The sequence below is a fragment of the Streptomyces mutomycini genome, from assembly GCF_001700505.1.
Taxonomy (GTDB): Bacteria; Actinomycetota; Actinomycetes; order Streptomycetales; family Streptomycetaceae; genus Streptomyces; species Streptomyces mutomycini.
Genome location: NZ_MAPV01000225.1, coordinates 1 through 23,544, shown reverse-complemented (window position 1 = coordinate 23,544; position 23,544 = coordinate 1). Strand labels below are relative to the sequence as shown.

The following is a 23,544-nucleotide window of genomic DNA, read 5'->3' as shown; positions in this document are numbered from 1 at the left end:
GGCGCTGACGGCCGCCCGCGCCGGCGTTCCCGTCCCCGTCGTCCCCGCCCCGGCGCTGCCGGCCGCGCCGGGGGGTGCCGGTCCGCTGTACGCGCCCGACACCCATGTCCGGGGCGGCACCGGAAGCGGCGCGCCGGCCGGCACGGTCGCGTACGGACAGCACCGGACGGCCGTTCCGGCGCCCCGCGCGGCGGCCCCGGACCCCGTGGTGCTCCCGCCCGCGTATCCGGGCGCCGGTCCCCGGCTCGCCGCGTTCGACGCGCGGGCGACCTCGCTGGCCCTGCCGGTCCCCCGGGTGGACCCGAACGACCCCAACGCCGGATTCCTCGCCGGGCTGATGGCGTCGGCGCCCGCGGAGCTGGTGTCCGCCCTGCGCTCCGTGCCCGCCGCCTCGCTGGAGACCCGGCTGCGGGAGCTGCGCGCGCTCCTGGAGATGAGCGAACTCGACGCCGCAGTACAGGCACTGACGGCGGTGGAGGCACAGCACCCGGACGACTGGCGGGTCGTCTGGTACCGCGGTGTCACCTCGCTGGTGACCGGTGACCACGAGAACGCCGCGCTGTCCTTCGACGCGGTCTACGACGCCTTCCCCGGCGAGCCGGCGCCGAAGCTGGCGCTGGGTGTCTGCGCCGAGGTGCTCGGGCAGCTGGACAACGCCGCGGAGTACTACCGGCTGGTGTGGACGACGGACCCCGGCTTCGTCAGCTCGGCCTTCGGTCTGGCCCGGGTCCAGGTCGCGGCGGGCGACCGGGCGGGAGCCGTGTGCAGCCTGGAATCCGTGCCCGGTTCCTCGATCCACTACACGGCGGCCCGGGTGGCCGCGGTGCGGGCCCGGCTCCGTGAAAGGGCGCCGTACGAGCCGCTGTTCGAGGACCTGTCCGCCGCTGCGGACCAGGTGACCGCTCTGCGGGGCTACGGCCTGGACGCGGTGAGACGGGAACAGCTGTCGACCGAGGTACTGGGTACGGCACTTGACTGGGTACTCTCCGGTAGTCCCACGCCTCAGCCGACGGCACCGCACTCCCCCGCAGCCGCGGGTCCGAGGACGGTACTGGGCAGTGAGCTGGACGAGCGGGGCCTCAGATTCGGTCTCGAACGCTCGTACCGCATGCTCGCCCGGCTGGCACAGCGGGGCGACGAGAGGATCGAACTGGTGGAGCGGGCCAACCGTTTCCGCCCCCGGACGTGGGTGTGAAGATGTCACAGAGCCACCAGCAGGCCTCCTTGCCGGGGTGCCCCAGCTGTGAGGAACCGCTGGAGTCGGGCGACCTGTTCTGCGGAGGCTGCGGATACGACCTCTCGGCCGTGCCCGTGCCCCCCGCAGACCGTCCGACCGTCGCCATCACGGTGCCCGCGCAGGGCACCGGCGCGCCTTCGGCGGCCGGGCCTGTGGAGTGGCCGCGCGCCTCCACGACGGACAGCTCCGAGGTATCCGCGCCCACGCACCGGCCCGCCGACCTTCCGGGCGTGGACTCGGGGGGAAGGCCCCTGCCCACCACGGGCCGGGCAGCGGTCCGCTTCGACGAACCTGGCTCCCCGGAGGGCGCGGCCCCGGACGGTACGGGCGACTCCTCGGGGGACTCCTCGGAGGGCTCCTCGGGGGACTTCGAACTGGCCGCGCCCGATCCCCGCACCGTGGAGCACGCGGCCGCCGGCGGCTCGGCGGCAGGCGCCAAGGTCTGCGTCGCCTGCCGCTCGGGCCACGTGGACACCGACGGCTACTGCGAGAACTGCGGCCACGCCCAGCCCCGCGAGCGCGACCACATGGAGCAGGAGCTCGGTGCGGTGGCGGCGGTGAGCGACCGGGGTCTGCGCCACCACCGCAACGAGGACGCGTTCGCGGTGTCCTGCACCGCCCTGCCGGACGGTTCACCGGCCGTCGTCGCCATCGTCTGCGACGGTGTGTCGTCGGCGAGCCGTCCCGACGAGGCGTCGGCCGCCGCGGCGAGCGCCGCCAACGAGTCACTGCTGGAGTCGCTGCCGCGCGGTGCGCATCCGCAGCAGGCCATGCACGAGGCGATCCTGGCCGCGTCCGAGGCCGTCAACGCGCTGGCGCAGGAACCCGGTCAGGCGCTGGAGCACGACCAGCACCGCCATCAGAACGCACCGGCCTGCACCCTGGTCGGTGCGATCATGGCGGGCGGTCTGCTGATCGTCGGCTGGGTCGGCGACAGCCGCGTCTACTGGGTTCCCGAGGACAGGTCCCAGCCGCCGGCCCGGCTCACCGAGGACGACTCCTGGGCCGCGCAGATGGTGGCGGCCGGCCTGATGAACGAGGCCGAGGCGTACGCCGACGAGCGCGCCCACGCCATCACGGGCTGGCTCGGCGCGGACGCGTACGAACTGGAGCCGCACACAGCGTCCTTCAGACCGGACCGGGCCGGCCTGGTCGTGGTGTGCACCGACGGCCTGTGGAACTACGCGGAGTCGGCGGCGGAGATGGCTGCGGCAGTGCCTTCCGACTCCTGCGAACGGCCGCTGCACGGGGCCCAGGTGCTGGTCGGACACGCTCTCGACGGCGGGGGCCACGACAACGTAACAGTGGCGCTGCTGCCGTTCGCCGTGCCGGCGCGAGGGGCAGGATCGGCCTGAGCGCGAGCGGTCAGCCACCGCCGCCCGCACGGGCGTTCCGTCCCGCCCCGCGCCCTGCTCGTCCCGCGTCCGTCCCGTCCTGCGCCCGTGCCTCGTGTTCCTCGCCCTGTACCTGTCCGCACCTCTGCCTTCGTCACCTCTGTCCTCGTCTGACATGCGTGTCGCCTCAAGGAGCCGATGAGATGGCCAACTTCTCCAAGTCCAGCGTGCCGCAGTTCTCCGTCGAGGTGTACCAGAACGAGTTCCTGCCCGAGGGCGGCCGTGACGTCAACGCGATCGTCACCGTCACCTCCACCGGCGGGGGTACGACCGGCGGCGTGCCGCTGGCCGACGGCGCGACCGCGTCAGCACGCGTCCCGGGGCAGGCCCCGAACGCCGCCGTGGTGCTGATGGTCGACTGTTCGGGCTCGATGGACTACCCGCCGACGAAGATGCGCAACGCACGCGACGCGACTGCGGCCGCCATCGACACCCTGCGCGACGGCACCCGCTTCGCCGTGGTCGCGGGAACGCACACGGCCGAGGACGTGTACCCGGGCAACGGCCGACTGGCCACGGCCGGTCCGCAGACCAGGGCCCAGGCGAAGGAGGCACTGCGCCGGCTGAGCGCGGGCGGGGGAACCGCGATCGGGACCTGGCTGCGACTGGCGGACCGGCTGCTCGGGGCCGCCGGGGTGGACATCCGGCACGGCATCCTCCTCACCGACGGGCGTAACGAGCACGAGTCCCCGGAGGACCTGCGGGCCGCGCTGGATTCCTGTGCGGGCCGGTTCACCTGTGACGCGAGAGGTGTGGGCACCGACTGGGAGGTGAAAGAAGTCACAGCGATCGCCTCCGCCCTGCTCGGGACGGCGGACATCGTGGCCGATCCGGCAGGTCTGTCCGCGGACTTCACGCGGATGATGGAGAACGCGATGGGCAAGGAGGTCGCGGACGTCGCACTGCGGCTCTGGACACCCGTCGGTGTCGAGATCGTGTTCGTCAAGCAGGTGGCCCCGACGGTCGCCGAACTGACCGGCCGCCGCACCGTGGCGGGGCCGCGCGCCGGTGACTACCCGACCGGCTCCTGGGGCGACGAGTCCCGGGACTACCACGTGTGCGTCAGGGTTCCGGAGGCCGGGATCGGACAGGAGATGCTGGCGGCCCGGGTCTCGCTGATCCTTCCGCCCCCGTCGGACGGCGGCGTCCCGCAGACCCTCTCCCAGGGTCTCGTACGGGCCGTGTGGACGGACGACATGGCCGCCTCCACCTCGATCAACCCCCAGGTGGCGCACTACACAGGGCAGGCGGAACTGGCGCAAGTCATCCAGCAGGGACTGGATGCGCGTAAATCGGGAGACTTCGACGGCGCGACGGCGAAACTGGGCCGTGCGGTGCAGCTCGCGTCTGCTTCCGGAAACGCGGATACTGCGAAACTGCTTTCGAAGGTGGTCGACGTCGTCGATGCGGCGACCGGTACTGTGCGACTGAAAGCGAGGGTCGCGGAAGCGGACGAGATGACACTCGAAACGCGCTCGACCAAGACAGTTCGCGTCAAGAAATAGCGACACGAACGACAACGACACGACGACGGGAAACCGCACGGAGAGCCGTCCAGGCCGACCGGACGGTGCACCGACAGCATGGCGGCCTCCGGGCCGGACGAGGAGAGGGGGAAGCGCCGACATGCCGACCTGCCCGAACGGACACCAGTCGGGTTCCGAGGACTGGTGCGAGGTCTGCGGACACCGCATGGCCGGGACGGGCGCGCCCTCGGGCGCCGTCCCGCCGCCGCCTCCCCCGCCCGCCTACGGCTACCCGCAGGGGCCGGGGGCCGGAGAGCCGGCCGCACGGCCCGAGCTCTGCCCGCAGTGCCGCACCCCGCGTGAGGCGATGGCGCCGTACTGCGAGGAGTGCCGCTGGAACTTCCTCACGAACACGGCTACGTCCTACACCCCGCTCGCCCCGCAGGGCGGCGCGGGCGGCCCCGCGCCCGGCCTGAATCTGCCGCCGGGCTTCCAGGCACAGCAGGGCCCGCCGCCACCGCAGCAGCAGGGCCCCCCGCAGCAGCAGCGCGACCCGTTCGAGTACCAGGGTTCACGGCCTTCGCAGATGAACCGGCCGGCCGAGCCGCTCTCGCCCGAGCAGGGTGGCCGCCCGGGCCCGCCACCCCCGCCGTCCTTCCAGCAGGGGCCGCCGCCGTCGTTCCAGCAGGGGCCGCCGCCTCCGCCGTCGTTCCAGCAGCAGTCGCCGTCGCCGTTCGAGGCGCAGGGACAGCCGGGCCAGCAGGTCCCGGGCCAGCAGGGACAGAGCCCTCAGGGCCCCGGTCAGCCCGGCCCCGGTCAGCAGGGCGGCCCGCCGTCGCAGTTCGAGCCGCAGCGGCAGGGGCCGCCGCCTGCGCCCTCGTTCCAGCAGCAGTCCGCGCCGCCCGCGCCCCAGCGCCCGCAGGCGCCGGGGACCGGTGGTGGTGGCGACGACGACTGGATGCTGCCGCCCTCGCAGCAGCAGCCTCCGGGAGCCTTCCAGCAGGGTCCGCAGGCACCGCCGACGCCGCAGGGCCACCAGGCCCCGCAGCCTCCGCAGCAGCCGTTCCCCGGTCAGGGCCCCGCCCAGGGCGGACGGGACCAGGGACCGGGCAGCTGGACGGCGGTCATCGCCCCGGACCGTGACTACTTCCTGGCGATGATGCAGCGCAGCGGCCCGGAGGCGACCGGGCTCAACCTGCCCGCGTACTCCCCGGAGCAGCGCCTTCCGCTCACCGGCAGCCAGATCACCATCGGCAGGCGCCGGCACAGCACCGGCGAGTCCCCCGACGTCGATCTGGCCGTACCGCCGGAGGACCCGGGTGTCTCGCACCAGCACGCCGTGCTGGTGCAGCAGCCGGACGGCACCTGGGCCGTCGTCGACCAGAACTCCACGAACGGGACGACGCTCAACGGCGCCGAGGACCCGATCCAGCCCTATGTCCCCGTACCGCTCCAGGACGGCGACCAGGTGCACGTCGGGGCCTGGACGACGATCACGGTCCGCCGCGACTGATCATGCGGGGCCACGACAACACCACCGGCCGGGGACCGGGGTCCTAGGACCCGGGTCCTCGGCCGGTGCGTCTGCGACGATGGACGGGTGACAGAGATTCCGCGCGACACGCTTCAGGAGCAGACCTTCTACGAGCAGGTCGGCGGCGAGGAGACGTTCCGGCGCCTGGTCCACCGCTTCTACCAGGGCGTCGCAGGCGACCCGCTGCTGCGGCCCATGTACCCGGAGGCGGATCTGGGCCCGGCCGAGGAGCGGTTCGCGCTGTTCCTCATGCAGTACTGGGGCGGTCCGCGCACCTACAGCGACCAGCGGGGGCATCCCCGGCTGCGGATGCGGCACGCCCCGTTCCAGGTGGACAAAGCGGCGCACGACGCCTGGCTCGGCCATATGCGGGTGGCGCTCGACGAACTGAGTCTTTCCCCCGAGCACGAGCGGCAGTTGTGGGACTACCTCACCTACGCCGCCGCATCGATGGTCAACACCGCGGGCTGAGCCGACGGCGCCGCCCGCGGGCCCGCGCCGGGGGACGGAGCCACCGGGTGGCGCCGGAGGTCCGGGCGGGACCACACAGGGCTGTCTCAGACGGTCCCGACCGTCACGGCGAGCGTGCCGAGGCCGCCGCCGGCGCCCCGCAGGGCGATCGAGCCGAACGGGGTCCGCAGCCGCAGCCAGGGACCCGCTGTGAGCAGCGCGACCGGGAAGCCGGGTGCCGGGCGCAGGAAGCCGAGGGACTGGGCGGCGTGCACCGCGCGCAGCGGCAGTTCCGTGTCCCCGACCGTCCGGGACCAGATGTCGCGGCCGATCAGGTCGCGTTCCGCCCGTGTGCGCCGGCTCTCGGGCAGTGCGGCGTCGCGGGACCGGAATTCGGCGACGGCGCCGGTGAGTTCGGTGCGTAGGTCGACGGGTCCCGGCAGTCCGGGGCGCTCCTGCCAGCCGCCGCGTGGCGGCAGCATCCCGGCCCACGGCGGCCCGGTGACGGCCGCCGGAAGGGCGCTCAGGCCGGCCGGTCCACCGGCCTCGTCGGTGTTCAGCGCTTCGAGGAGTTCACCTGCCGAGACCGTGACGTCGAAGTCGTGCCCGCCGGAAAGACGGACCGTGCGGATGGCGAGGACCTCGAACGACGGCGGTCTGCCGAAGACCGCGAGCACGCCGCCGCCCGCCTGGAGGCGGACGGCGGCGGCCCGGTCGTAGTGCAGCAGCCGGCCGAGGAAGGCGGCGAGATCCGCCGCCTCCCTCGCGTCGGCGAACCGCAGCGACCGCAGGGGCACTGTCATACGACGGCGGACTCCTGGTCGAGGTACTCCTGAAGGAAGAACTTCTCCTCGGCGGTGATCCGCCGGGGCCGCTCCTCGGCCAGGTTGTAGGGCACGACGACCGTCGACGCCCGTACGTAGACCTGCTCGGGGTCCTTGACCTCGTAGGCGATGGTCAGCGACGCCGCGGTGATCTTCGTGACCCAGGACTCGACGGTCACCGGCGCGTGCCGGTGGACCAGCGGGCGCACGTAGTCGATCTCGTGCCGGGCCACGACGGACCCGCCGGCGAAGGACGGCGAGCCGTCCCCCGGCGCCAGCCGGAACATGAAGTCGATGCGCGCCTCCTCCAGGTACCGGAGGAAGACCACGTTGTTCACGTGGCCGAAGGCATCCATGTCCGACCAGCGCAGCGGGCAGCTGTAAATATGACGGGCCAAGTCGATCAGCCTCGCGTGAGCTTCTTGTACGTGGCACGGTGCGGGCGGGTCGCGTCCGCACCCAGGCGCTCGACCTTGTTCTTCTCGTACGACTCGAAGTTGCCCTCGAACCAGTACCACTTGGAGTCGCCCTCGTACGCCAGGATGTGCGTGGCGACCCGGTCCAGGAACCAGCGGTCGTGGGAGATGACCACCGCTGCTCCGGGGAACTCCAGCAGCGCGTTCTCGAGCGAGGACAGGGTCTCGACGTCGAGGTCGTTGGTGGGCTCGTCGAGGAGCAGCAGGTTGCCGCCCTCCTTGAGCGTCAGCGCCAGGTTGAGGCGGTTGCGCTCACCACCGGAGAGGACGCCGGCCGGCTTCTGCTGGTCCGGGCCCTTGAAGCCGAACGCGGAGACGTACGCCCGCGAGGGCATCTCGACCTGGCCGACGTTGATGTAGTCCAGCTCGTCCGAGACGACGGCCCAGAGGGTCTTCTTCGGGTCGATGTTGGCGCGGGACTGGTCGACGTAGGAGATCTTGACGGTGTCGCCGACCTTGATGGCGCCGGAGTCCGGCGTCTCCAGGCCCTGGATCATCTTGAACAGCGTGGTCTTGCCCGCACCGTTCGGACCGATGATGCCGACGATGCCGTTACGCGGGAGCGTGAAGGACAGGTCGTCGATGAGGACCTTGTCGCCGAACGCCTTCGAGAGGTTCTCGACCTCGACCACGATGGAACCGAGCCGCGGGCCCGGCGGGATCTGGATCTCCTCGAAGTCCAGCTTCCGCATCTTGTCCGCCTCGGCCGCCATCTCCTCGTAACGGGCGAGACGTGCCTTGGACTTGGTCTGGCGGCCCTTGGCGTTGGAGCGGACCCACTCAAGCTCTTCCTTGAGCCGCTTCTGACGCTTCTCGTCCTTGCGGCCCTCGACCTTGAGGCGGGCCTGCTTCTTCTCCAGGTACGTGGAGTAGTTGCCCTCGTAGGCGATGGCGCGGCCGCGGTCGAGCTCGAGGATCCACTCGGCGACGTTGTTGAGGAAGTACCGGTCGTGCGTGACGGCGATGACGCAGCCCGCGTACTTCGAGAGGTGCTGCTCCAGCCAGTTCACCGACTCGGCGTCGAGGTGGTTGGTGGGCTCGTCGAGGAGGAGCAGGTCCGGGGCCTCGATGAGCAGCTTGCAGAGCGCCACACGGCGCTTCTCGCCACCGGAGAGGGTGGTGACGGGCCAGTCGCCGGGCGGGCAGCCCAGGGCGTCCATGGCCTGCTCCAGCTGGGCGTCGAGGTCCCACGCGTTGGCGTGGTCCAGGTCTTCCTGGAGCTTGCCCATCTCGTCCATGAGCGCGTCGGAGTAGTCGGTCGCCATGAGCTCGGCGACCTCGTTGAAGCGCTTGAGCTTGCCCATGATCTCGGCGGCGCCGTCCTGGACGTTCTCCAGGACGGACTTCGACTCGTCGAGCTTCGGCTCCTGCATGAGGATGCCGACACTGAACCCGGGCGAGATGTACGCCTCGCCGTTGGACGGCTGCTCGAGGCCCGCCATGATCTTCAGCACCGTGGACTTACCGGCGCCGTTGGGCCCCACGACACCGATCTTCGCGCCGGGCAGGAAGTTCAGGGTGACGTCATCGAGGATCACCTTGTCGCCGTGCGCCTTGCGCGTCTTGCGCATGGTGTAGATGAACTCAGCCAAGAGAAACCGTCCGGCAGCAATAGAGGTGTGGGCAGATACACCCATCTTGCCTGACGCCCGCACCCGGAAGGAAACCCGTCCGGTCCCCGGTACGGGCCCGGGCATGCGATGAGCCCGGCACGGAGGTCCGTGCCGGGCTCTTCACGACGCTTCACCGGCGCGTACGCCGGCCGCGCCCGTGCTCAGTCACTCACCGCTGGTCTGCGGCTTCTTCCTGCGGAGCATGAAGACCGCGCCGCCGCCGAGGACGACGAGGGCGATGGCGACACCCGCGATGACGGGGGTGGCGCTGGAACCGCCGGTCGCGGCGAGGTCACCCTCGGTGCCCGGGGTGCTCTGGGCCGGGGTGGGCTCGGTGCCGGTCTGGGTGGTGACGTCGTCACCCGGAGCGGGGGTGCCGGCGGTCTCGCAGTCCAGGACACCCTTGAAGTTCTTGCTGAAGCCGCTGGGGCCGGTGATCGTGAAGTCGTAGGCCTTGTCCTCGCCGACCGGGACGGTCACCGTGCGGGTCTCACCGGCCGGGATGGTGTGCTCGGTGCCGGCGAGCTCGAAGGTGAACGCCTCGTCACCCGTGTTGCTCGCGGTGATGTCGACGCCGCCCTTGGCGCAGTTCTTCTGCGCGGTCACCGCCGGGACGGCACCCTTCTCGGCCCAGGTGGCGCTCGCCGTCGCGGAGACGGTCGACTCGCTGGAGCCGGCGAGGATCATCGTCTGGCTCTTGGTGAGCCCGGCGAAGACCCGGCCCACGGGCACGGAGGTCGAGGCCTGGACGGAGAACGAGGCGGAGCCGTCGGTGGCGTCCTCGGGGACGGAGAAGTAGAGGTCGGCGCCGTCGGCGGCCTCGGTGACGGGCTTGCCGCCCTTGTCGGTGACCTGGACCCCGCTGGCGGCGGCGTCGGCGGGCGGTGCCACCGAGACCTGGCCGGCGTCGGTGTGGACGGTGATCGGACCCAGCTTCTCACCGGCCTTGCCGGAGACCGCGGCCGGAGACAGCCCCACGGATGCCTTGGGCTCCGCGACGTTCTGGGCGTTCGCCTCCAGCCAGTCGGCGAGCTTCTCGGCGTTCGCGTCCGTGGCCGTCACGTCGGCCTTGTCCGAGAAGCGCCAGATGGCGACCTGGGTGCCGGCGGCGGCGGTCTTCTCGTCGAGCGGGCCGGTACCGGCCTTGTCGGCGAGCGCCGCGAAGTCGTTGACCTGCGGGTAGGAGTGCTGCAGGATCCAGCGCACCTTGCCGGCGTCCTCGTTGGCGCCGAGCGAAGACTGGTCCCAGGGGGTCTCCAGGTACTTCGCGCCGTCCTTGGTGGGCGTGTGGAAGTCGATGCAGTACGTCTGGATCGTGCCGCCGCCGTCGACCGTCATCTCGAACAGGCCGGCGGGCAGCTCCTGGGGCTTGTTGCCCTCACCGGTGTTGAGCTGGGCGGTGCCGTAGGTCTTCAGACCGTCCAGTACGGCGACCGCACCACCCTGGTGCTGATCCGACTCGTCCGCCGTCGCGGCCGTGGCCCCGATGAGCGTGCCCGCGGCGACCAGCCCGGAGGCCAGCACCGCGGCTGCCGCCCGGACGAGGCCGCGGCCCCGTCCGGCCCCGGCAGGCTCCTGGCGGTAGTGCCTGCTCCCGCTCCGGGTCCCTATGGAACCCTCCGTCGACGACGAAGTGAATGCTGAAGAAACAGAAAACACAGAATTCCCCTCCGGGCGAGACCTTCACGCATGAGGCGCGTGTGGGAGGTGTCTCGCCAGCAAACTCAAGTGCCGCATGAGTACGGGGGAATCGTAAGGAGCGAGCGAAGAAGAATCCCCCGTCATGCCGTCAGACAAGCATTCCGACTCGTAATCGTTACAGCCCTGTTCGGCGCGCCCCCTCCTCTTCAGGACACCGATGCCATTTCCGTGGCCGGTTTCTGACGATGTGTAGGTGCCGTGAGGGTGGGATCGCCTCTGACCACCCGCCGGAACGCGGCCGTTCCCCGGGTCAGGTCGTGCCCCACCGCCAGCGCCTCGACGTCCACAGAGGTCTTCCACACCCCGTCCCTCTCCTCCTCGCGCACCTTCAGACGGCCGTGCACGAGGAGCGGCTCGCCGACGGAGACCGAGCCGGACAGATTCGCCGCGAGCGTCCGCCGTGCCCACACCGTGTAGAAACCGGTGCGTCCGTCCGTCCAGATCTGCTGCTCCCGGTCCCAGCGCCGGGGTGTCACCGCCAGGCGGAATCGCGCCGTCGGTCCTGTCGCCGTCTCCCGGAAGTCCACCGGAGTCGCGGCGTTTCCCACCAGCGTCACCAAGGTCTCGTTCATTTCCGTCCCCCGATTACCTGCCGCATTCCGTACGCTTTCGTCCCGCTGTCCGCCCTGCAACGATGCGGTGCGAGGACGGGCGGTCCGGTTCGTCTGTCCGATCCGCTGCGCACCATGGTGGACGGAGACCGGGGATCCCGCGGAGGCCTGTGGACTACCCGCCGGTTGTGGACAACTCCGTCACCGTCACATAGCGCTCCCGCACCTCGCGGTAGCGCGCCAGCTCGGCCGCCACCGGGTCGAGGACCCTGGCCCTGCCGCAGCCGGCCGCGGCCTCACGGAGTCTCCGTTCCGCCTCCTGCCCGTACCTGCGCGCGGGTCCCCGTGCGGCGGCGGCGCACGACCACTCGACGAGCGGCCCGCCGAGCACTCCGGCCAGCATGAACAGGGCCGGGGTGAGCAGACCTGGTTCGAGCACACCCACGATCTGGCCGAGCAGCCAGAGCCCGCCGAAGATCTGGAGCAGCGTCATCGACGCCTGCGCGAGCACCGCCGCGGGCCACCACGCCGGGCGCGGGGGTCTGGTGGCACGGCCGCCCGGAGCCCCGGCGCCGGGCGCGACGGCTCTGCCCACGGAAGCGGTCCCGTAGCCGGAACCCTGGCCCACCACCGGCCGCGGCGCGGTCCCCGCCGCCGTCCCTTGCTTACCCCGGCCCGCCGCCGTTCCCGGCCCGCCCGGGCGCACCGACGCGGACCCGGTGTCCCCGTTTCCCCCACGGCCCCGGCCGCCGGTTCCCGCCGCCGCGGTCCGTGCCAGCTCGTCCAGCGCCTCAGGCAGCCCCTGCGCCCCGTTCACGGCCGCCTCGCGCACGGCCTGCGCCCAGGGCGTGGGCAGCCCGCCCACGGCGTCGTCCGCCAGGGTCCGCACTGCCTGCTCCACACGCTGTCTGGCGGTGAGCTCCTGCTCCGGCGGCGCGAGCGCCTGCGCCATCAGGTCGAGGCCGCCCAGCTGCCGGGTGGACTCGTACCAGCGCCAGAGGCGCAGCCAGGGCGTCCCGCAGGCCCGCCCGGCGTTCCTGCGCCACTCGCGTTCGGCCGCCTGCCCTGCCGCCGCGGCACCGACGGCCTCCGCCAGCCGGTCGGTGAACTGCTCGCGGGCCCGCTCGCCGAGCCCCGGCCGCCCCTCGGCCACGTACACCGGCCGGAGCCGGGCGGCGGCCGCGTCCACGTCGGCGGACAGCCTGCGGGCCGCGGCCGTACGGGACTGGACGAACCTGCCGAGCAGTTCGCGCAGGTCGCCCACACCGGCACCGGTGAGCGCGGACAGGGACATGACCGTGGCGCCCGGATCGCCGTGCTCCCCCACCGCCATGCCGTCCTCGTCGAGCAGCCGGCGCAGATCGTCCAGGATCAGGTCGGCCGCCTCGGCGGAGAGCCGGTCGATCTGGTTGAGCACGACGAAGGAGATCTCGGCGTGCCCGGCGAGCGGTCGCAGATAGCGTTCGTGCAGGGCCGCGTCGGCGTACTTCTCCGGGTCGACCACCCAGATCACCGCGTCGACCAGGGCCAGCACCCGGTCCACCTGCTCCCGGTGGCCGGTCGCCGCCGAGTCGTGGTCGGGCAGGTCCACCAGGACGAGCCCCTGCAATGCCTCGTCGGTGGCCGTGCCGCCCTGCACCGGCCTGCGCCTGAGCCGCCCCGGGACGGCCAGCCGGTCGAGCAGTCCGGCGGCGCCGTCGGTCCAGCTGCAGGCGATGGGGGCCGAGGTGGTCGGCCTGCGCAGTCCGGTCTCGGAGATCTGGACGCCCGCGAGCGCGTTGAAGAGCGTCGACTTCCCGCTGCCGGTGGCCCCCGCGACGGCGACGACCGTGTGCCGGGAGGAGAGCCGCTGGCGGGCCGACGCCTCGTCGAGCACCCGTCCCGCCTCGGCGAGCGTGTCCCCGTCGAGCCGGGCGCGGGAGAGCCCGACCAGTTCACGCAGCGCGTCCAGCCGGGGCCGCAGAGGGCTGCCCGGCAGCCCGTACGCCTCGACCTGGGTCTCCGCGGCGTCGTCGTCCTTGGGCGTCCGCCCGTCCTCCGCGTTCCCGTGCGCGGACTCGGCGGCCTCGGCACGGCGGGCGATGAGCCCGTCGTCCCAGCGCCGCCCGTCGTCCCCCCGGGCCTCCCCCGCGCCTCCGTGCTCCGGTCCGGATCCGTGGTCCGGTCCGTCCGGTCCGTGCCTGTGGTCCGGTCCGTCCGGTCCGGGTCCGTGGTCCGGTCCGTGTCCGCGGTCAGGGCCCTGGTCGGTGACGGCAGTCATCGCTTCCACCTCTCCTTCTGCAGTACGGACAGCGCGGCAATGAGCTCGGCCTGCGGTTCGGGGGCGACTTCGAGGGCGTCCAGCGGGGCGAGCCGCCGGTCGCGTTCACCGTGCATGACCTGGTCCAGGCACTCGGTGAGCAGTGCCCCGCCCCTGTCGCGGAGCCGCAGCGCCCCCTGGGCGCCGATCCGTTCGGCGAGCTGCTCTCCCGCGCCCCTTGCACGGCGCCCGCCCAGGAGGGCGGCGGCCAGCAGCGCCGCGACCGTCTCGGCGTCGGGCGCGGCGTTCCGTTCGAGCAGCCGCGCCTCGTCCTCGGCCAGTTCCTCCAGGACCCGCCGCCAGCGCCGTACGGCCATGCCGATCCGGCCCTGGATGTCCTCGGCGGGCCCCCACCCCCCGGCTTCCCGGCCGGCGTCCTCGAACCGGAAGATCCCGCCGGCGGGCTCGCGCTGCCAGGTCGTGCGGATCTGCTCGTCGGACGCCGCCACGGCACACTGCAACAGGGCGATCAGGCTCTCCACGAGCGCGTCCAGCAGCTCCGCCGCGGTGCTGTAGAGCGGAAATCCGCGCCAGCGGGTGCGTGCGCCTCCGGCGAGCACCGCGCCGTTGCCGAGCCGCCGCCGCACGCGCGCCAGCTCCTTCCCGTACGCCTCCTCGACCACACCGGTCAGCCGCACGGCCGCGGCGTACTGCGCGGCTACCGCACCGGCCAGCTCGGGCATCCGTACGTTGAGCGAGTCGATGACCCCGGACGCCGTACGCCCCACGGCCTGCTGACGGGCCGCCGGGTCCTGCGCCCGGTGTGTGAGCCAGGCGCGCAGGGGCGCGACGGCGGTGGTGGGCAGCAGCCCACTGCCGCCGCCCGCGGACTCGGGGAGCTCCGGAATGGTGAAGCGGGGCACCTCGCCCAGGCCGGCCCGGGTCAGCAGGGCGGCGTACTGCCGGGACACCTCTCCGATCACCTGGTGCGGCACCCGGTCCAGGACGGTGACCAGGGAGGCGTCGTACTCCTTCGCGGTACGCAGCAGATGCCACGGCACGGCGTCCGCGTACCTGGACGCCGTGGTCACCATGACCCACACATCGGCGGCGCAGATGAGCTCGGCGGCCAGGACCCGGTTCCGCACGACGAGCGAGTCGATGTCGGGGGCGTCCAGGAGCGCGAGCCCCCGGGGCAGGGTCGCCGCGGTCTCGACACGCAGAACGGTGTCGTCCCGGTCCCCCTCGGCACCGAGGTGGTCGAGCCCGTCCGGGTCCGGGACCTGGCCCGGGGGCAGCCAGATCCGGGTCAGCTGCGGCAGTACCCGTACGCCGGCGAACCAGTGGTGGTCGTCCGGGTGGCAGACGAGCACGGGAGTCCGAGTCGTCGGGCGCAGCACACCGGCCTCGCTGACACGGCACCCCACCAGGGAGTTGACGAGCGTCGACTTGCCCGCGCCGGTGGATCCCCCGATCACAGCGAGCAGCGGTGCCTCGGGATCCTTCAGCCGGGGTACGAGGTAGTCGTCGAGCTGGGCGAGCAGTTCGGTCCGCGTCTGCCGGGCACGCGGGGCCCCCGGCAGGGGAAGTGGAAGACGCACGGCAGCGACACGGTCGCGCAGGGCGGAAAGTGCGTCGATGAGCTGGGGCCGTACATCCATGGTTACCACATGTGAAGAATGCCCAATTTTGACGCCTTTTTGAAGCGTATGGACCCCTCTGCGCGGCGAATCCATCCCGGTGGACAGAGGGGACGAGTGGGGCGCAGGCATAACGAGTGCACAACACCCGTGGCGCAAGGCGCAAAAACCGGTGCATGAATCGCACCTACCTGCGATTATCGGTTCGCTTCACCGAACCTCCACATCGTGCCACGCAGGTGAAGCAACCGGGAGCAGGCGATCTGAGCCCTATCCTTGTCCCCGCAAGGCCACGGATGGCTTGAACCAGGCCCTCCGGGGCATCAGGCCGACACCCGGCCCCCGTAGCTCAGTGGATAGAGCAGGCGCCTTCTAAGCGCTTGGCCGCAGGTTCGAGTCCTGCCGGGGGCGCACAGCCCGTACGACATCAGGCCCTCCTTCGGGAGGGCCATTTTCTGCAGGCCACAGCACCGTAGCGAGGGCTGCGTAGCGACCGCGTAAGCGCCGGACCGCCCCCAGGCCAGGGCCGGGGGTCCGGCGCTGTCCGGCTGTCACCAGGTTCTACGGTCACTGTGAGCCCGGGCGAAGGCGGCACGCCCAAGGTCTCGCTCGACTACCAGCGTCAATGTGTGGGACCGGCACAACTGGGACTCCGGCAAGTCGACGAGGCTTCCCGGCGGCGTCGTCATCCCGGACGCGGACGTGGGACGGCTGCACCAGGTGGGCTTCGCCCAGGACTTCGGCATGCGGGGCAGCAACTCCACCTGCACCGAGGATCTGACCAGTGGCTCGACCGGTGGGGCGACACCGGTCGGGCCACTGGCCGCGAGGGCTCCCGTGGGGACGTCTCACGCGGCGACGAGGAGAACCGGTGAACTATCGATCCTCCCTGCGACCAGGCCTGTTCGCGGCCCTCGGGGCCGCGATGCTGCTCACATCCTGTTCCACTGCCGGCGTGGACGATCGCCGCACGACGGACGGGCGCGCCTCGCACTGGGAAAAGGACGCGGGCGCCCCTGAGGCATCTGCGTTCATGAAGGTGACGGTGCCGAAGAGCGCCACGGAGGTGAAGGGTGCCGTGCAGATCAATCCGCAGGAGGACATCCACCTGCTCTCCTTCGTCACCGACGAGAAGACCGCTGTACGGATCGCGGAGGACCTGCGCCCCGAGAAGCCCCTGCGCACCAGGAACCAGGCCCCGCCGTCCCCCACCGAGCTCTTCGGGCATCTCGGCCTCGCCGAGCCCGAAAGCGAAAAGGGCGTCCGCTGGGCCGGGGTCTGCCCACCCTGCGTGAGTGACGACCGTCGGAGCAAGGTCCAGTGGATCCAAATCCATGTCCTTGCACCGGACGCCGCCAGGACCCGGGTTTACCTACAGGCCTTCTGACCGCTCGTCAGGACTGCGCGGGCGCCTCGGCGCTCGAGGCTCGGCACCCGAGCTTCGAGGGGCCAGGACGGGGCAGCTCACTCTTTCGTGGGTATGTGGCGCGCCGAACCCGGAGCCCGGCTGGGGTGACCGCGTCCCGGAAGAACGCAGGGTACTGGGCCCGTGCCCGCCGAGTAATCCTGCTGCCGCCCCGTACCCACGCGCGGGGCAGCAGTTCTTTCACATCACGCCCTGATGCCGCCCCAGCCGTTCCACCAGCGCGGGCACGTCCGCGAAGGAGTCGAGGACGTGGTCGGGGGTGCCGTCCGCCGCCGCGTGGGTCTCGGGCAGGTACTTGCCGGTCCTGACCAGTACGCCGGTGATTCCGCTGCGCTGGGCCGCCAGCACGTCCGACTCGATGTCGTCGCCCACCATCAGAGCCCCGTGCGGGTCGGCTCCGAGGTGGGCGAGGGCCGAGGCGAAGAACGCCTCGGCGGGCTTGCCGGTGATCTCCGCCTCCGTGCGGGCCGCCCGCTCCAGACCGTCGAGGAACGCCCCGGTGTCGAGGGCGAGCCCGTCGGCGGTGCGCCAGTACAGGTTGCGGTGCATGGCCACGAGCCGGGCGCCCTGCTGGACGTGGCGGAAGGCGCGGTTGAGTGCCGCGTACGTGAACGCGGGGCCGGCTCCGCCGAGGACGACGACATCCGGTACGGCACCCTCGCCGTCCTCCTCCTCGACGATCGTCACGCCCGACAGGTCGTCGCGTACGTCTCCGGTGTTGATCAGCAGGCAGCAGGCCCCCGGGTGGTGCTCGCGCAGATACGCGGCGGTGACCACGGGGGCCGTGAGGATGTCGTCGGCCCCCACGGGGAAGCCCGAACCGGCCAGCTGTGCGGCGATCGCGGCGCGCGTCCGTGAAGTGTTGTTGGTGACCAGTGCCAGAGGAGTTTCCGCGGCCCTCAGCTGTTCCATCGCCTCCACGGCACCGGGCAACGGCCTCCAGGACACCGTGAGTACGCCGTCGATGTCGATCAGGACCGCTCCGATTCGTTCCATACAGTTGACCGTCCCCGACTTGCCGAACAGGTGCAAATGGGATTGTTTCGAAGGTGGGAGCGCGTGTGTGTTCCGTTCACTCCCCTCGGTTGGAGGTGAACCACCGTGCTGTTCACCGACCGCACGGATGCCGGGCGGAGGCTCGCCGTGGCGCTGCGGCACCTGGAGCGGCGTGATCCCGTCGTCCTCGGGCTGCCGCGTGGCGGGGTCCCGGTGGCGTACGAGGTGGCGCAGGCGCTCCGGGCGCCGCTCGATGTGATCGTGGTCCGCAAGCTCGGGGTGCCGTATCGCCCGGAGCTGGGTTTCGGTGCCATCGGCGAGGGCGGGGTGCGGGTCATCAGCGACGAGATCGTCCGCCACGCCGGGGTCCGGGAGAAGGACCTCGTGGCCGTCGAGCGCGCCGAGGAGGCCGAGCTCCTGCGGCGTGCGCGGGCGTACCGGGAGGGCCGGCCGCGCCTGCCGCTGAAGGGGCGCACGGCGGTCGTGGTGGACGACGGCATCGCCACCGGAGCGACCGCGAGGGCTGCCTGCCAGGTGGTGCGGGCGCAGGGTGCGGACTACGTCGTACTGGCGGTGCCGGTCGCGTCGCCGGATGTCGCCGCCCGGCTGCGCGGGGACGCCGACGAAGTGGTGTGCCTCTCCACTCCGAACATCTTCTCCGCCGTGGGTGAGTGGTACCGGGACTTCTCGCAGACCTCCGACGAGGAGGTCGTCTCCCTGCTGGCACGCGCGACCGGTGGCATCGCCGCGGCCGAGGAGGTCGAGGTGGACGCCGACGGGGTCCCGCTCTCCGGGGACCTCGTGCTTCCCGGGGACGCCGGGGCCGTCGTGGTGTTCGCCCACGGCTCGGGCAGCAGCCGCTCCAGCCCGCGCAACCGTGCCGTGGCCACGGTGCTGAACCGCGCCGGCCTGGGCACCCTCCTCTTCGACCTGCTCACGCCCGGCGAGGAGGTCTACCGCGCCAATGTCTTCGACATCGGCCTGCTGGCCGGGCGGCTGGCGGGAGCCACCCACTGGCTGGGGCGGCACGTGTCCCTCCCGGTCGGCTCCTTCGGCGCCAGTACGGGAGCGGCGGCGGCGCTGCGGGCAGCCGCCGCGGCGGACTCGGGCGTCGGTGCCGTGGTCTCCCGTGGCGGGCGCCCCGATCTGGCCGGAGCCGACCTGTCGGCGGTGCGTGCGCCCACCCTGCTCGTCGTGGGCGGCAACGACACCACGGTGATCGGCCTCAACCGGCAGGCGCAGGCCGCGTTGCAGTGCGAGAACCGGCTGGAGATCGTCCCGGGCGCCACGCACCTGTTCGAGGAGCCGGGAGCCCTGGACCGGGTCGCGGACCTGGCGCGGGACTGGTTCACCTCACATCTGATGCCGACGGCCGGCTGAGGCGCAGGGGGCGATTCCACTGCCAGGCGCCAGGGCCGAGGTGCTGGGGCGACTCCACCACCCTGCTGCCCGGAAGCCCTGCCACCCGCCTCCCCTGCCGCCCGGAGGCCCTGCGTCGGAGCGCCCTATCCTTTACCGCACGGTCCATGGCAGGGAGTGATGCGGTCGTGCGGGTCCGGCTGATCGAGGGCGGGAGCCTTCCTGCGTACGCCGACCGGATTGGGCAGGTGTACGCCGACGTGTTCTCGTCGCCGCCCTGGAACGAGGACCGGTCGACGGGCGCGCTGTACGTCGAGCGGCTCGCCGCCGATGCCGGGCGCCCCGGGTTCACCGCCGCGCTGGCCCTCGAAGCGGACACCGTGGGCGGCTTCGCCACCGCCTGGACCACCCCCCGCACCTTCCCCTCGGGCCGCAGTTACGGACCGGTCGCCGAGGCGCTCGGGCCCGACCGCACGGCTGCCTGGCTGTGCGGGGGCCTGGAGGTCAACGAGCTGGCGGTCGCTCCGGCCGCCCGCGGCACCGGGCTGGGTGCGGCGCTTCTGTCGGCGGTCACCGAAACCGCTCCGGACGGACGGTGCTGGCTGCTGACCTACGCACACGCCGAGGCGGCGCTGGGCTTCTACCGGCGCGCGGGCTGGCATCCGGTCCCGGTCTCGATCCCCCGAAGGCCGGGACTCGTCGTCCTCCTCGGGCCGGACCATCCCGCAGCCGCGGGGCTCGCCCTGCGGTGAAGCGGGCTCGCCCGGTTCGCACAGGCGATACACCATCCGACGTGAATCGATTCAAGCGTCGTGAAGATAGTGGGCCGCCCCGAGGACTGTCAAGGGTGCCCACCCGCTCTCCGCATTCAGGTCACACATCACTCCTGTTCCCGGAACTGCTCATCATCAACCCATTGACTGTGCCCGCAATCCCCGTTTAGCTTCCGAGCAACCTCATTGAAACCTTTCACGGCGGGTGGTGCGAAACAGTCCCACCGCTGAGGAGCTCCCATGAACCAGTCCGCTCCGGACCCGGCCCCGGTCCTGGCTCTGAAGGGCGTGAGCAAGTCCTTCGGTGCCGTACGGGCCCTTCAGGACGTGTCCCTTCAGTTGCTCCCCGGCGAGGCCCACGCACTCGCGGGTGAGAACGGCGCGGGCAAGTCGACGCTGATCAAGGCGCTCGCCGGAGTGCACCGGCCGGACAGCGGCGAGGTCCTCCTCGACGGCGAGCCCGTCGTCTTCCACGGCCCGGCGGACGCGCGGGACGCCGGTATCGCCGTCATCTACCAGGAGCCGACGCTCTTCCCGGACCTGTCCATCGCCGAGAACATCTTCATGGGCCGCCAGCCGCGACGGTCACTCGGCCGGATCGACCACAGGGCCGTGCACGGGGCCACCGCCGGGCTGATGCGGAGGCTCGGGGTCGACCTGGCGCCGGACCGGCCCGCCCGCGGACTGTCGATCGCCGACCAGCAGATCGTCGAGATCGCCAAGGCGCTCTCCTTCGACGCCCGCGTCCTGATCATGGACGAGCCGACGGCAGCCCTGACCGGCAGCGAAACGGCCAGGCTCTTCTCCGTCGTCCGCGCGCTGCGTTCCGAGGGCGCGGCGGTGCTGTTCATCTCGCACCGCCTGGACGAGATCTTCGAGCTGTGCCAGCGCGTCACGACCCTGCGCGACGGCCGGTGGATCTCCTCCGAACCGCTGGAGGGGCTCACCGAGGACGACCTGGTGCGCAGGATGGTCGGCCGTGATCTCGACGACCTCTATCCCAAGCAGGACGCCGAGGTCGGTGAAGTCGCCCTGGCGGTGCACCGGCTGACCCGCGAGGGTGTCTTCCGCGACGTGTCCTTCGACGTCCGCCGCGGTGAGATCGTCGCGCTCGCCGGACTCGTCGGCGCCGGGCGCACGGAGGTCGCCCAGGCGGTCTTCGGTGTCGACCGCGCCGACGCGGGCGAGGTCAGGGTCGCGGGCACGGTGCTGCGCCCCGGTTCGCCGACCGCCGCGATGGACGCGGGGCTCGCCCTCGTACCCGAGGACCGGCGCCAGCGCGGCCTGGTCATGGATATGTCGATCGAGCGCAACATCGGCCTCACCGGCCTGGGCGAGGTCCGCAAGCGGGGGCTCGTCAGCCGGGCGCTGGAACACGACCGGGCCGCCGACTGGGCGGTGCGTCTCCAGCTCAAGTACAACCGGCTGGCCGACACCGTGGGCGTACTGTCCGGCGGCAACCAGCAGAAGGTCGTGCTGGCCAAGTGGCTGGCGACCGGCCCCGCCGTGCTGATCGTCGACGAACCGACCCGCGGGATCGACGTCGGCACCAAGGCGGAGGTCCACCGGCTGCTCTCCTCGCTCGCGGCGGACGGCCTCGCCGTACTGATGATCTCCTCCGATCTCCCCGAGGTCATCGGCATGGCGGACCGGGTGCTCGTGATGCACGAGGGGCGGCTCGTCGCCGAGATCCCGCGCGGGAACGCCACCGAGGAGTCGGTCATGGCGGCGGCCACCGGACGCAACGAGAGGGCAGCGGCATGACCACCACCATCGAGAGCCCCCCGGACACCGCGAAGGCGCCGGAGCGGAGTGCCTCCTCGCTCGTGGACGCGGTCTTCCGGGCACGCGAGATCTCCATCGCCGGGGCGCTGGCCCTCCTCGTCCTCGGCACCTACCTGGCGAACCCGCTCTTCCTCTCCGACCAGGGCATCAGGGACCTGCTGCTCAACGCCTCCATCCTTGTGCTGCTCGCGGTCGGCCAGTCGGCAGTCGTGATCACCCGCAACATCGACCTGTCCGTCGGCTCCGTCGTCGGCCTGTCGGCCTTCGCCTGCGGCAAGTTCGTCGCGGGGACCGACCACGGCGTGCTGACGGTGATGCTGCTCGGGATCGCCATCGGCGTCGTCTGCGGCCTGGTGTCCGGCGCCCTCGTCAGCTTCGGCAGGGTCCCGGCGCTCGTCGTGACCCTGGGGATGCTCTACATCATCCAGGGCGTCGACTACTGGTGGGCGCAGGGCGAGCAGATCAGCGCCTCCGACGTGCCCGAGGCGGTCCTGGGCCTCGGCAGCGGCAGCGTCCTCGGCGTCCCGTATCTGCCGCTGATCGCACTCGTGCTGCTCGCGGCGACGGCGTACTTCCTGCGCGGCTACCGCTCGGGGCGTGAGCTGTACGCCATCGGGTCGAGCCCCGAGGCCGCCCGGCTCGCCGGTATCCCGATCCGCCGCCGGGTGCTCGCCGCGTACGCCTTCTCCGGGGCCGTCGCCGGCTTCGCCGGGGCGCTGTGGCTGGCCCGCTTCGGCACGGTCGTCGCGGACAACGCGCACGGCTGGGAGCTGACCGTCGTCAGCGCCGTCGTCGTCGGCGGTGTGGCGATCACCGGCGGCACCGGCACCGTGTGGGGCGCCGCGCTCGGCGCCCTGCTGCTCACCACCATCGGCAGCGTCCTGGTCGTGCTGAAGGTGGACTCCTTCTGGCAGGGCGCCATCACCGGTGCGCTCCTCCTGCTGGCCATCAGCGTCGACCGGATCGTGAACCTGCGGGTGACCGCCGCACTGAGGAAGAGGAACGCCCGCCATGACCACGGCGCCTGACACGAAGACGGCCCCCGGGCCGCGGGCCGGAACGAAACCATCTCCCGTGCGCGGCCTGGCCCTGCGCTGGGACACCGCGGTCGGTGTCCTGCTGGTGGCGGTGCTCGTCGTCGGGCTCGGGAGCACCGAGGGCTTCGGGTCGAGCGAGAACCTCGCGTTCGCCTTCAACGACATCGCCGAAGTCGCCCTCATCGCGCTGCCGATGACCCTCCTGGTCGTCGCCGGGCAGGTGGACCTGTCGGTCGCCTCCATGCTGGGACTGGGCAGCGCGCTGACCGGTGCGCTGTGGGAGGCGGGCTGGGCCTTCGAGATGATCGTGCCGGTGGTGCTCCTGGCGGGCGTCGCGGGAGGCCTCCTCAACGGCTGGCTGGTCACCAGGGTGGGCCTGCCGTCCCTGGCCGTCACGATCGGCACCCTGGCCCTCTACCGGGGTCTGGCCTCGGTGGCCCTCGGCAGCGACGCGGTGACGGACTTCCCGCAGGTCTACGCGGACTGGGCGGTCGACACCACGACCGTTCCCGGCACCTTCCTCACCTATCCGGTACTGCTCTTCGTCATCCTGGCCGCGGTCACCGCCGTGGTGCTGCACGCCACCGGGCTCGGCCGCTCGCTCTTCGCGATCGGCTCCCAGGAGGAGGCCGCGTACTTCGCGGGCATCCGGGTCAAGCGGATCAAGCTGCTGCTCTTCGTCGTGACCGGGCTGTTCTCCGCCTTCGCGGGGATCGTCTTCACCCTCAGGTACGGAAGTGCCCGCGCGGACAACGGACTCGGCTTCGAGATGCTCGTCATCGCGTCCGTCCTGCTCGGCGGCATCGACTTCGACGGCGGCAAGGGCACGCTCTTCGGCGCGGTCGCCGGTGTCCTGCTGATCGGCGTCCTGAAGAACCTGCTCACGCTCAACGACATCGCCAACGAGGTGCAGGTCATCGTGACCGGACTGCTCCTGGTGGCGTCCGTCCTGACCCCACGGGTCATCGCGACGGTGATCGAACGCCGGCACAGGCGGGCCGTGAACGCCCCCGCACCCCAGCCGTAGCTCCCCTCCCCTCCCC

Annotated in this window: 19 protein-coding genes and 1 tRNA gene; 12 read left to right on the top strand and 8 right to left on the bottom strand. The window is 71.8% G+C overall.

The window, feature by feature from the left end; translation table 11 throughout:
• The 5 genes from BFF76_RS27420 to BFF76_RS27400 all read left to right on the top strand — a co-directional run.
• A partial coding sequence (locus tag BFF76_RS27420; RefSeq protein ID WP_141695673.1) for a tetratricopeptide repeat protein occupies positions 1–1,195 on the top strand: 1,195 nt, incomplete at its 5' end.
• Positions 1,196–1,197: 2 nt separating this feature from the next.
• Positions 1,198–2,592, top strand: a complete 1,395-nt coding sequence (locus tag BFF76_RS27415) for a protein phosphatase 2C domain-containing protein (RefSeq protein ID WP_065849278.1) — start codon at positions 1,198–1,200, stop codon at positions 2,590–2,592.
• Positions 2,593–2,774: 182 nt separating this feature from the next.
• The gene (locus BFF76_RS27410) at positions 2,775–4,136 is read left to right on the top strand and encodes a vWA domain-containing protein (protein ID WP_031092054.1); all 1,362 of its coding nucleotides are present in this window, start codon (positions 2,775–2,777) and stop codon (positions 4,134–4,136) included.
• Positions 4,137–4,257: 121 nt separating this feature from the next.
• On the top strand, positions 4,258–5,610 hold the full coding sequence (locus BFF76_RS27405) for an FHA domain-containing protein (protein WP_065849275.1): 1,353 nt from the start codon (positions 4,258–4,260) through the stop codon (positions 5,608–5,610).
• An 87-nt stretch (positions 5,611–5,697) separates the two neighbouring features.
• Positions 5,698–6,102, top strand: coding sequence for a globin (locus tag BFF76_RS27400; protein WP_065849274.1), 405 nt, complete (start codon positions 5,698–5,700; stop codon positions 6,100–6,102).
• Positions 6,103–6,188: 86 nt separating this feature from the next.
• Here BFF76_RS27400 and BFF76_RS27395 read toward each other — a convergent pair whose 3' ends face one another.
• The 7 genes from BFF76_RS27395 to BFF76_RS27365 all read right to left on the bottom strand — a co-directional run bounded on the left by BFF76_RS27395 (position 6,189) and on the right by BFF76_RS27365 (position 15,146).
• Positions 6,189–6,884 (bottom strand): DUF8010 domain-containing protein, encoded by a 696-nt coding sequence (locus tag BFF76_RS27395; protein ID WP_053928613.1) that lies wholly within the window; start codon positions 6,882–6,884, stop codon positions 6,189–6,191.
• Positions 6,881–7,303, bottom strand: coding sequence for an acyl-CoA thioesterase (locus BFF76_RS27390; RefSeq protein ID WP_031092061.1), 423 nt, complete (start codon positions 7,301–7,303; stop codon positions 6,881–6,883). The genes BFF76_RS27395 and BFF76_RS27390 overlap by 4 nt, the downstream gene beginning before the upstream one ends.
• A 5-nt stretch (positions 7,304–7,308) precedes the next feature.
• Complete coding sequence (gene ettA, locus BFF76_RS27385; RefSeq protein ID WP_078850552.1) at positions 7,309–8,973, bottom strand: energy-dependent translational throttle protein EttA; 1,665 nt, start codon at positions 8,971–8,973, stop codon at positions 7,309–7,311.
• 186 nt (positions 8,974–9,159) lie between these two features.
• The gene (locus BFF76_RS27380) at positions 9,160–10,605 is read right to left on the bottom strand and encodes a Cys-Gln thioester bond-forming surface protein (protein ID WP_065849277.1); all 1,446 of its coding nucleotides are present in this window, start codon (positions 10,603–10,605) and stop codon (positions 9,160–9,162) included.
• Between the two features lie 236 nt (positions 10,606–10,841).
• Positions 10,842–11,267 (bottom strand): single-stranded DNA-binding protein, encoded by a 426-nt coding sequence (locus BFF76_RS27375; protein ID WP_053928614.1) that lies wholly within the window; start codon positions 11,265–11,267, stop codon positions 10,842–10,844.
• Between the two features lie 154 nt (positions 11,268–11,421).
• Positions 11,422–13,506, bottom strand: a complete 2,085-nt coding sequence (locus BFF76_RS27370; RefSeq protein ID WP_053928615.1) for a GTPase — start codon at positions 13,504–13,506, stop codon at positions 11,422–11,424.
• On the bottom strand, positions 13,503–15,146 hold the full coding sequence (locus BFF76_RS27365; protein WP_053928616.1) for a dynamin family protein: 1,644 nt from the start codon (positions 15,144–15,146) through the stop codon (positions 13,503–13,505). Before BFF76_RS27365 ends, BFF76_RS27370 begins: the two co-directional genes overlap by 4 nt.
• Positions 15,147–15,463: 317 nt before the next feature.
• On the opposite strand from BFF76_RS27365, the gene BFF76_RS27360 reads away from it, so the two are divergent.
• Both BFF76_RS27360 and BFF76_RS27355 read left to right on the top strand, forming a co-directional pair.
• Positions 15,464–15,536: transfer RNA gene (locus BFF76_RS27360), tRNA-Arg, on the top strand.
• A 544-nt stretch (positions 15,537–16,080) separates the two neighbouring features.
• Entirely contained in the window at positions 16,081–16,512 is a 432-nt protein-coding gene (locus BFF76_RS27355) for a hypothetical protein (protein ID WP_324605368.1), read from the top strand.
• A 219-nt stretch (positions 16,513–16,731) separates the two neighbouring features.
• Here BFF76_RS27355 and BFF76_RS27350 read toward each other — a convergent pair whose 3' ends face one another.
• Entirely contained in the window at positions 16,732–17,547 is an 816-nt protein-coding gene (locus tag BFF76_RS27350) for an HAD-IIA family hydrolase (RefSeq protein WP_065849276.1), read from the bottom strand.
• Between the two features lie 105 nt (positions 17,548–17,652).
• Between BFF76_RS27350 and BFF76_RS27345 the strand changes: the two genes are divergently transcribed.
• The 5 genes from BFF76_RS27345 to BFF76_RS27325 all read left to right on the top strand — a co-directional run bounded on the left by BFF76_RS27345 (position 17,653) and on the right by BFF76_RS27325 (position 23,528).
• Positions 17,653–18,927: a phosphoribosyltransferase gene (locus BFF76_RS27345; protein WP_053928617.1), complete on the top strand. Its 1,275-nt coding sequence runs from the start codon at positions 17,653–17,655 to the stop codon at positions 18,925–18,927.
• 146 nt (positions 18,928–19,073) lie between these two features.
• A complete protein-coding gene (locus BFF76_RS27340; protein WP_208604885.1) occupies positions 19,074–19,658 on the top strand; it encodes a GNAT family N-acetyltransferase in 585 nt (194 codons plus the stop codon).
• A gap of 261 nt (positions 19,659–19,919) precedes the next feature.
• Complete coding sequence (locus tag BFF76_RS27335; protein ID WP_065849272.1) at positions 19,920–21,443, top strand: sugar ABC transporter ATP-binding protein; 1,524 nt, start codon at positions 19,920–19,922, stop codon at positions 21,441–21,443.
• On the top strand, positions 21,440–22,492 hold the full coding sequence (locus BFF76_RS27330) for an ABC transporter permease (RefSeq protein WP_065849271.1): 1,053 nt from the start codon (positions 21,440–21,442) through the stop codon (positions 22,490–22,492). Before BFF76_RS27335 ends, BFF76_RS27330 begins: the two co-directional genes overlap by 4 nt.
• Positions 22,476–23,528 carry an ABC transporter permease gene (locus BFF76_RS27325; RefSeq protein WP_065849270.1) on the top strand — a complete coding sequence of 351 codons (1,053 nt, stop codon included), beginning with the start codon at positions 22,476–22,478 and terminating at the stop codon, positions 23,526–23,528. Before BFF76_RS27330 ends, BFF76_RS27325 begins: the two co-directional genes overlap by 17 nt.
• The last annotated feature ends 16 nt before the right edge of the window (positions 23,529–23,544 follow it).

Coding starts and splice junctions, on each gene's coding strand:
- BFF76_RS27415 (WP_065849278.1), top strand. CDS start 1,198: ATGTCACAGAGCCACCAGCAGGCCTCCTTGCCGGGGTGCCCCAGCTGT.
- BFF76_RS27410 (WP_031092054.1), top strand. CDS start 2,775: ATGGCCAACTTCTCCAAGTCCAGCGTGCCGCAGTTCTCCGTCGAGGTG.
- BFF76_RS27405 (WP_065849275.1), top strand. CDS start 4,258: ATGCCGACCTGCCCGAACGGACACCAGTCGGGTTCCGAGGACTGGTGC.
- BFF76_RS27395 (WP_053928613.1), bottom strand. CDS start 6,884: ATGACAGTGCCCCTGCGGTCGCTGCGGTTCGCCGACGCGAGGGAGGCG.
- BFF76_RS27375 (WP_053928614.1), bottom strand. CDS start 11,267: ATGAACGAGACCTTGGTGACGCTGGTGGGAAACGCCGCGACTCCGGTG.
- BFF76_RS27370 (WP_053928615.1), bottom strand. CDS start 13,506: ATGACTGCCGTCACCGACCAGGGCCCTGACCGCGGACACGGACCGGAC.
- BFF76_RS27365 (WP_053928616.1), bottom strand. CDS start 15,146: ATGGATGTACGGCCCCAGCTCATCGACGCACTTTCCGCCCTGCGCGAC.
- BFF76_RS27350 (WP_065849276.1), bottom strand. CDS start 17,547: ATGGAACGAATCGGAGCGGTCCTGATCGACATCGACGGCGTACTCACG.
- BFF76_RS27340 (WP_208604885.1), top strand. CDS start 19,074: ATGGCAGGGAGTGATGCGGTCGTGCGGGTCCGGCTGATCGAGGGCGGG.
- BFF76_RS27335 (WP_065849272.1), top strand. CDS start 19,920: ATGAACCAGTCCGCTCCGGACCCGGCCCCGGTCCTGGCTCTGAAGGGC.
- BFF76_RS27330 (WP_065849271.1), top strand. CDS start 21,440: ATGACCACCACCATCGAGAGCCCCCCGGACACCGCGAAGGCGCCGGAG.
- BFF76_RS27325 (WP_065849270.1), top strand. CDS start 22,476: ATGACCACGGCGCCTGACACGAAGACGGCCCCCGGGCCGCGGGCCGGA.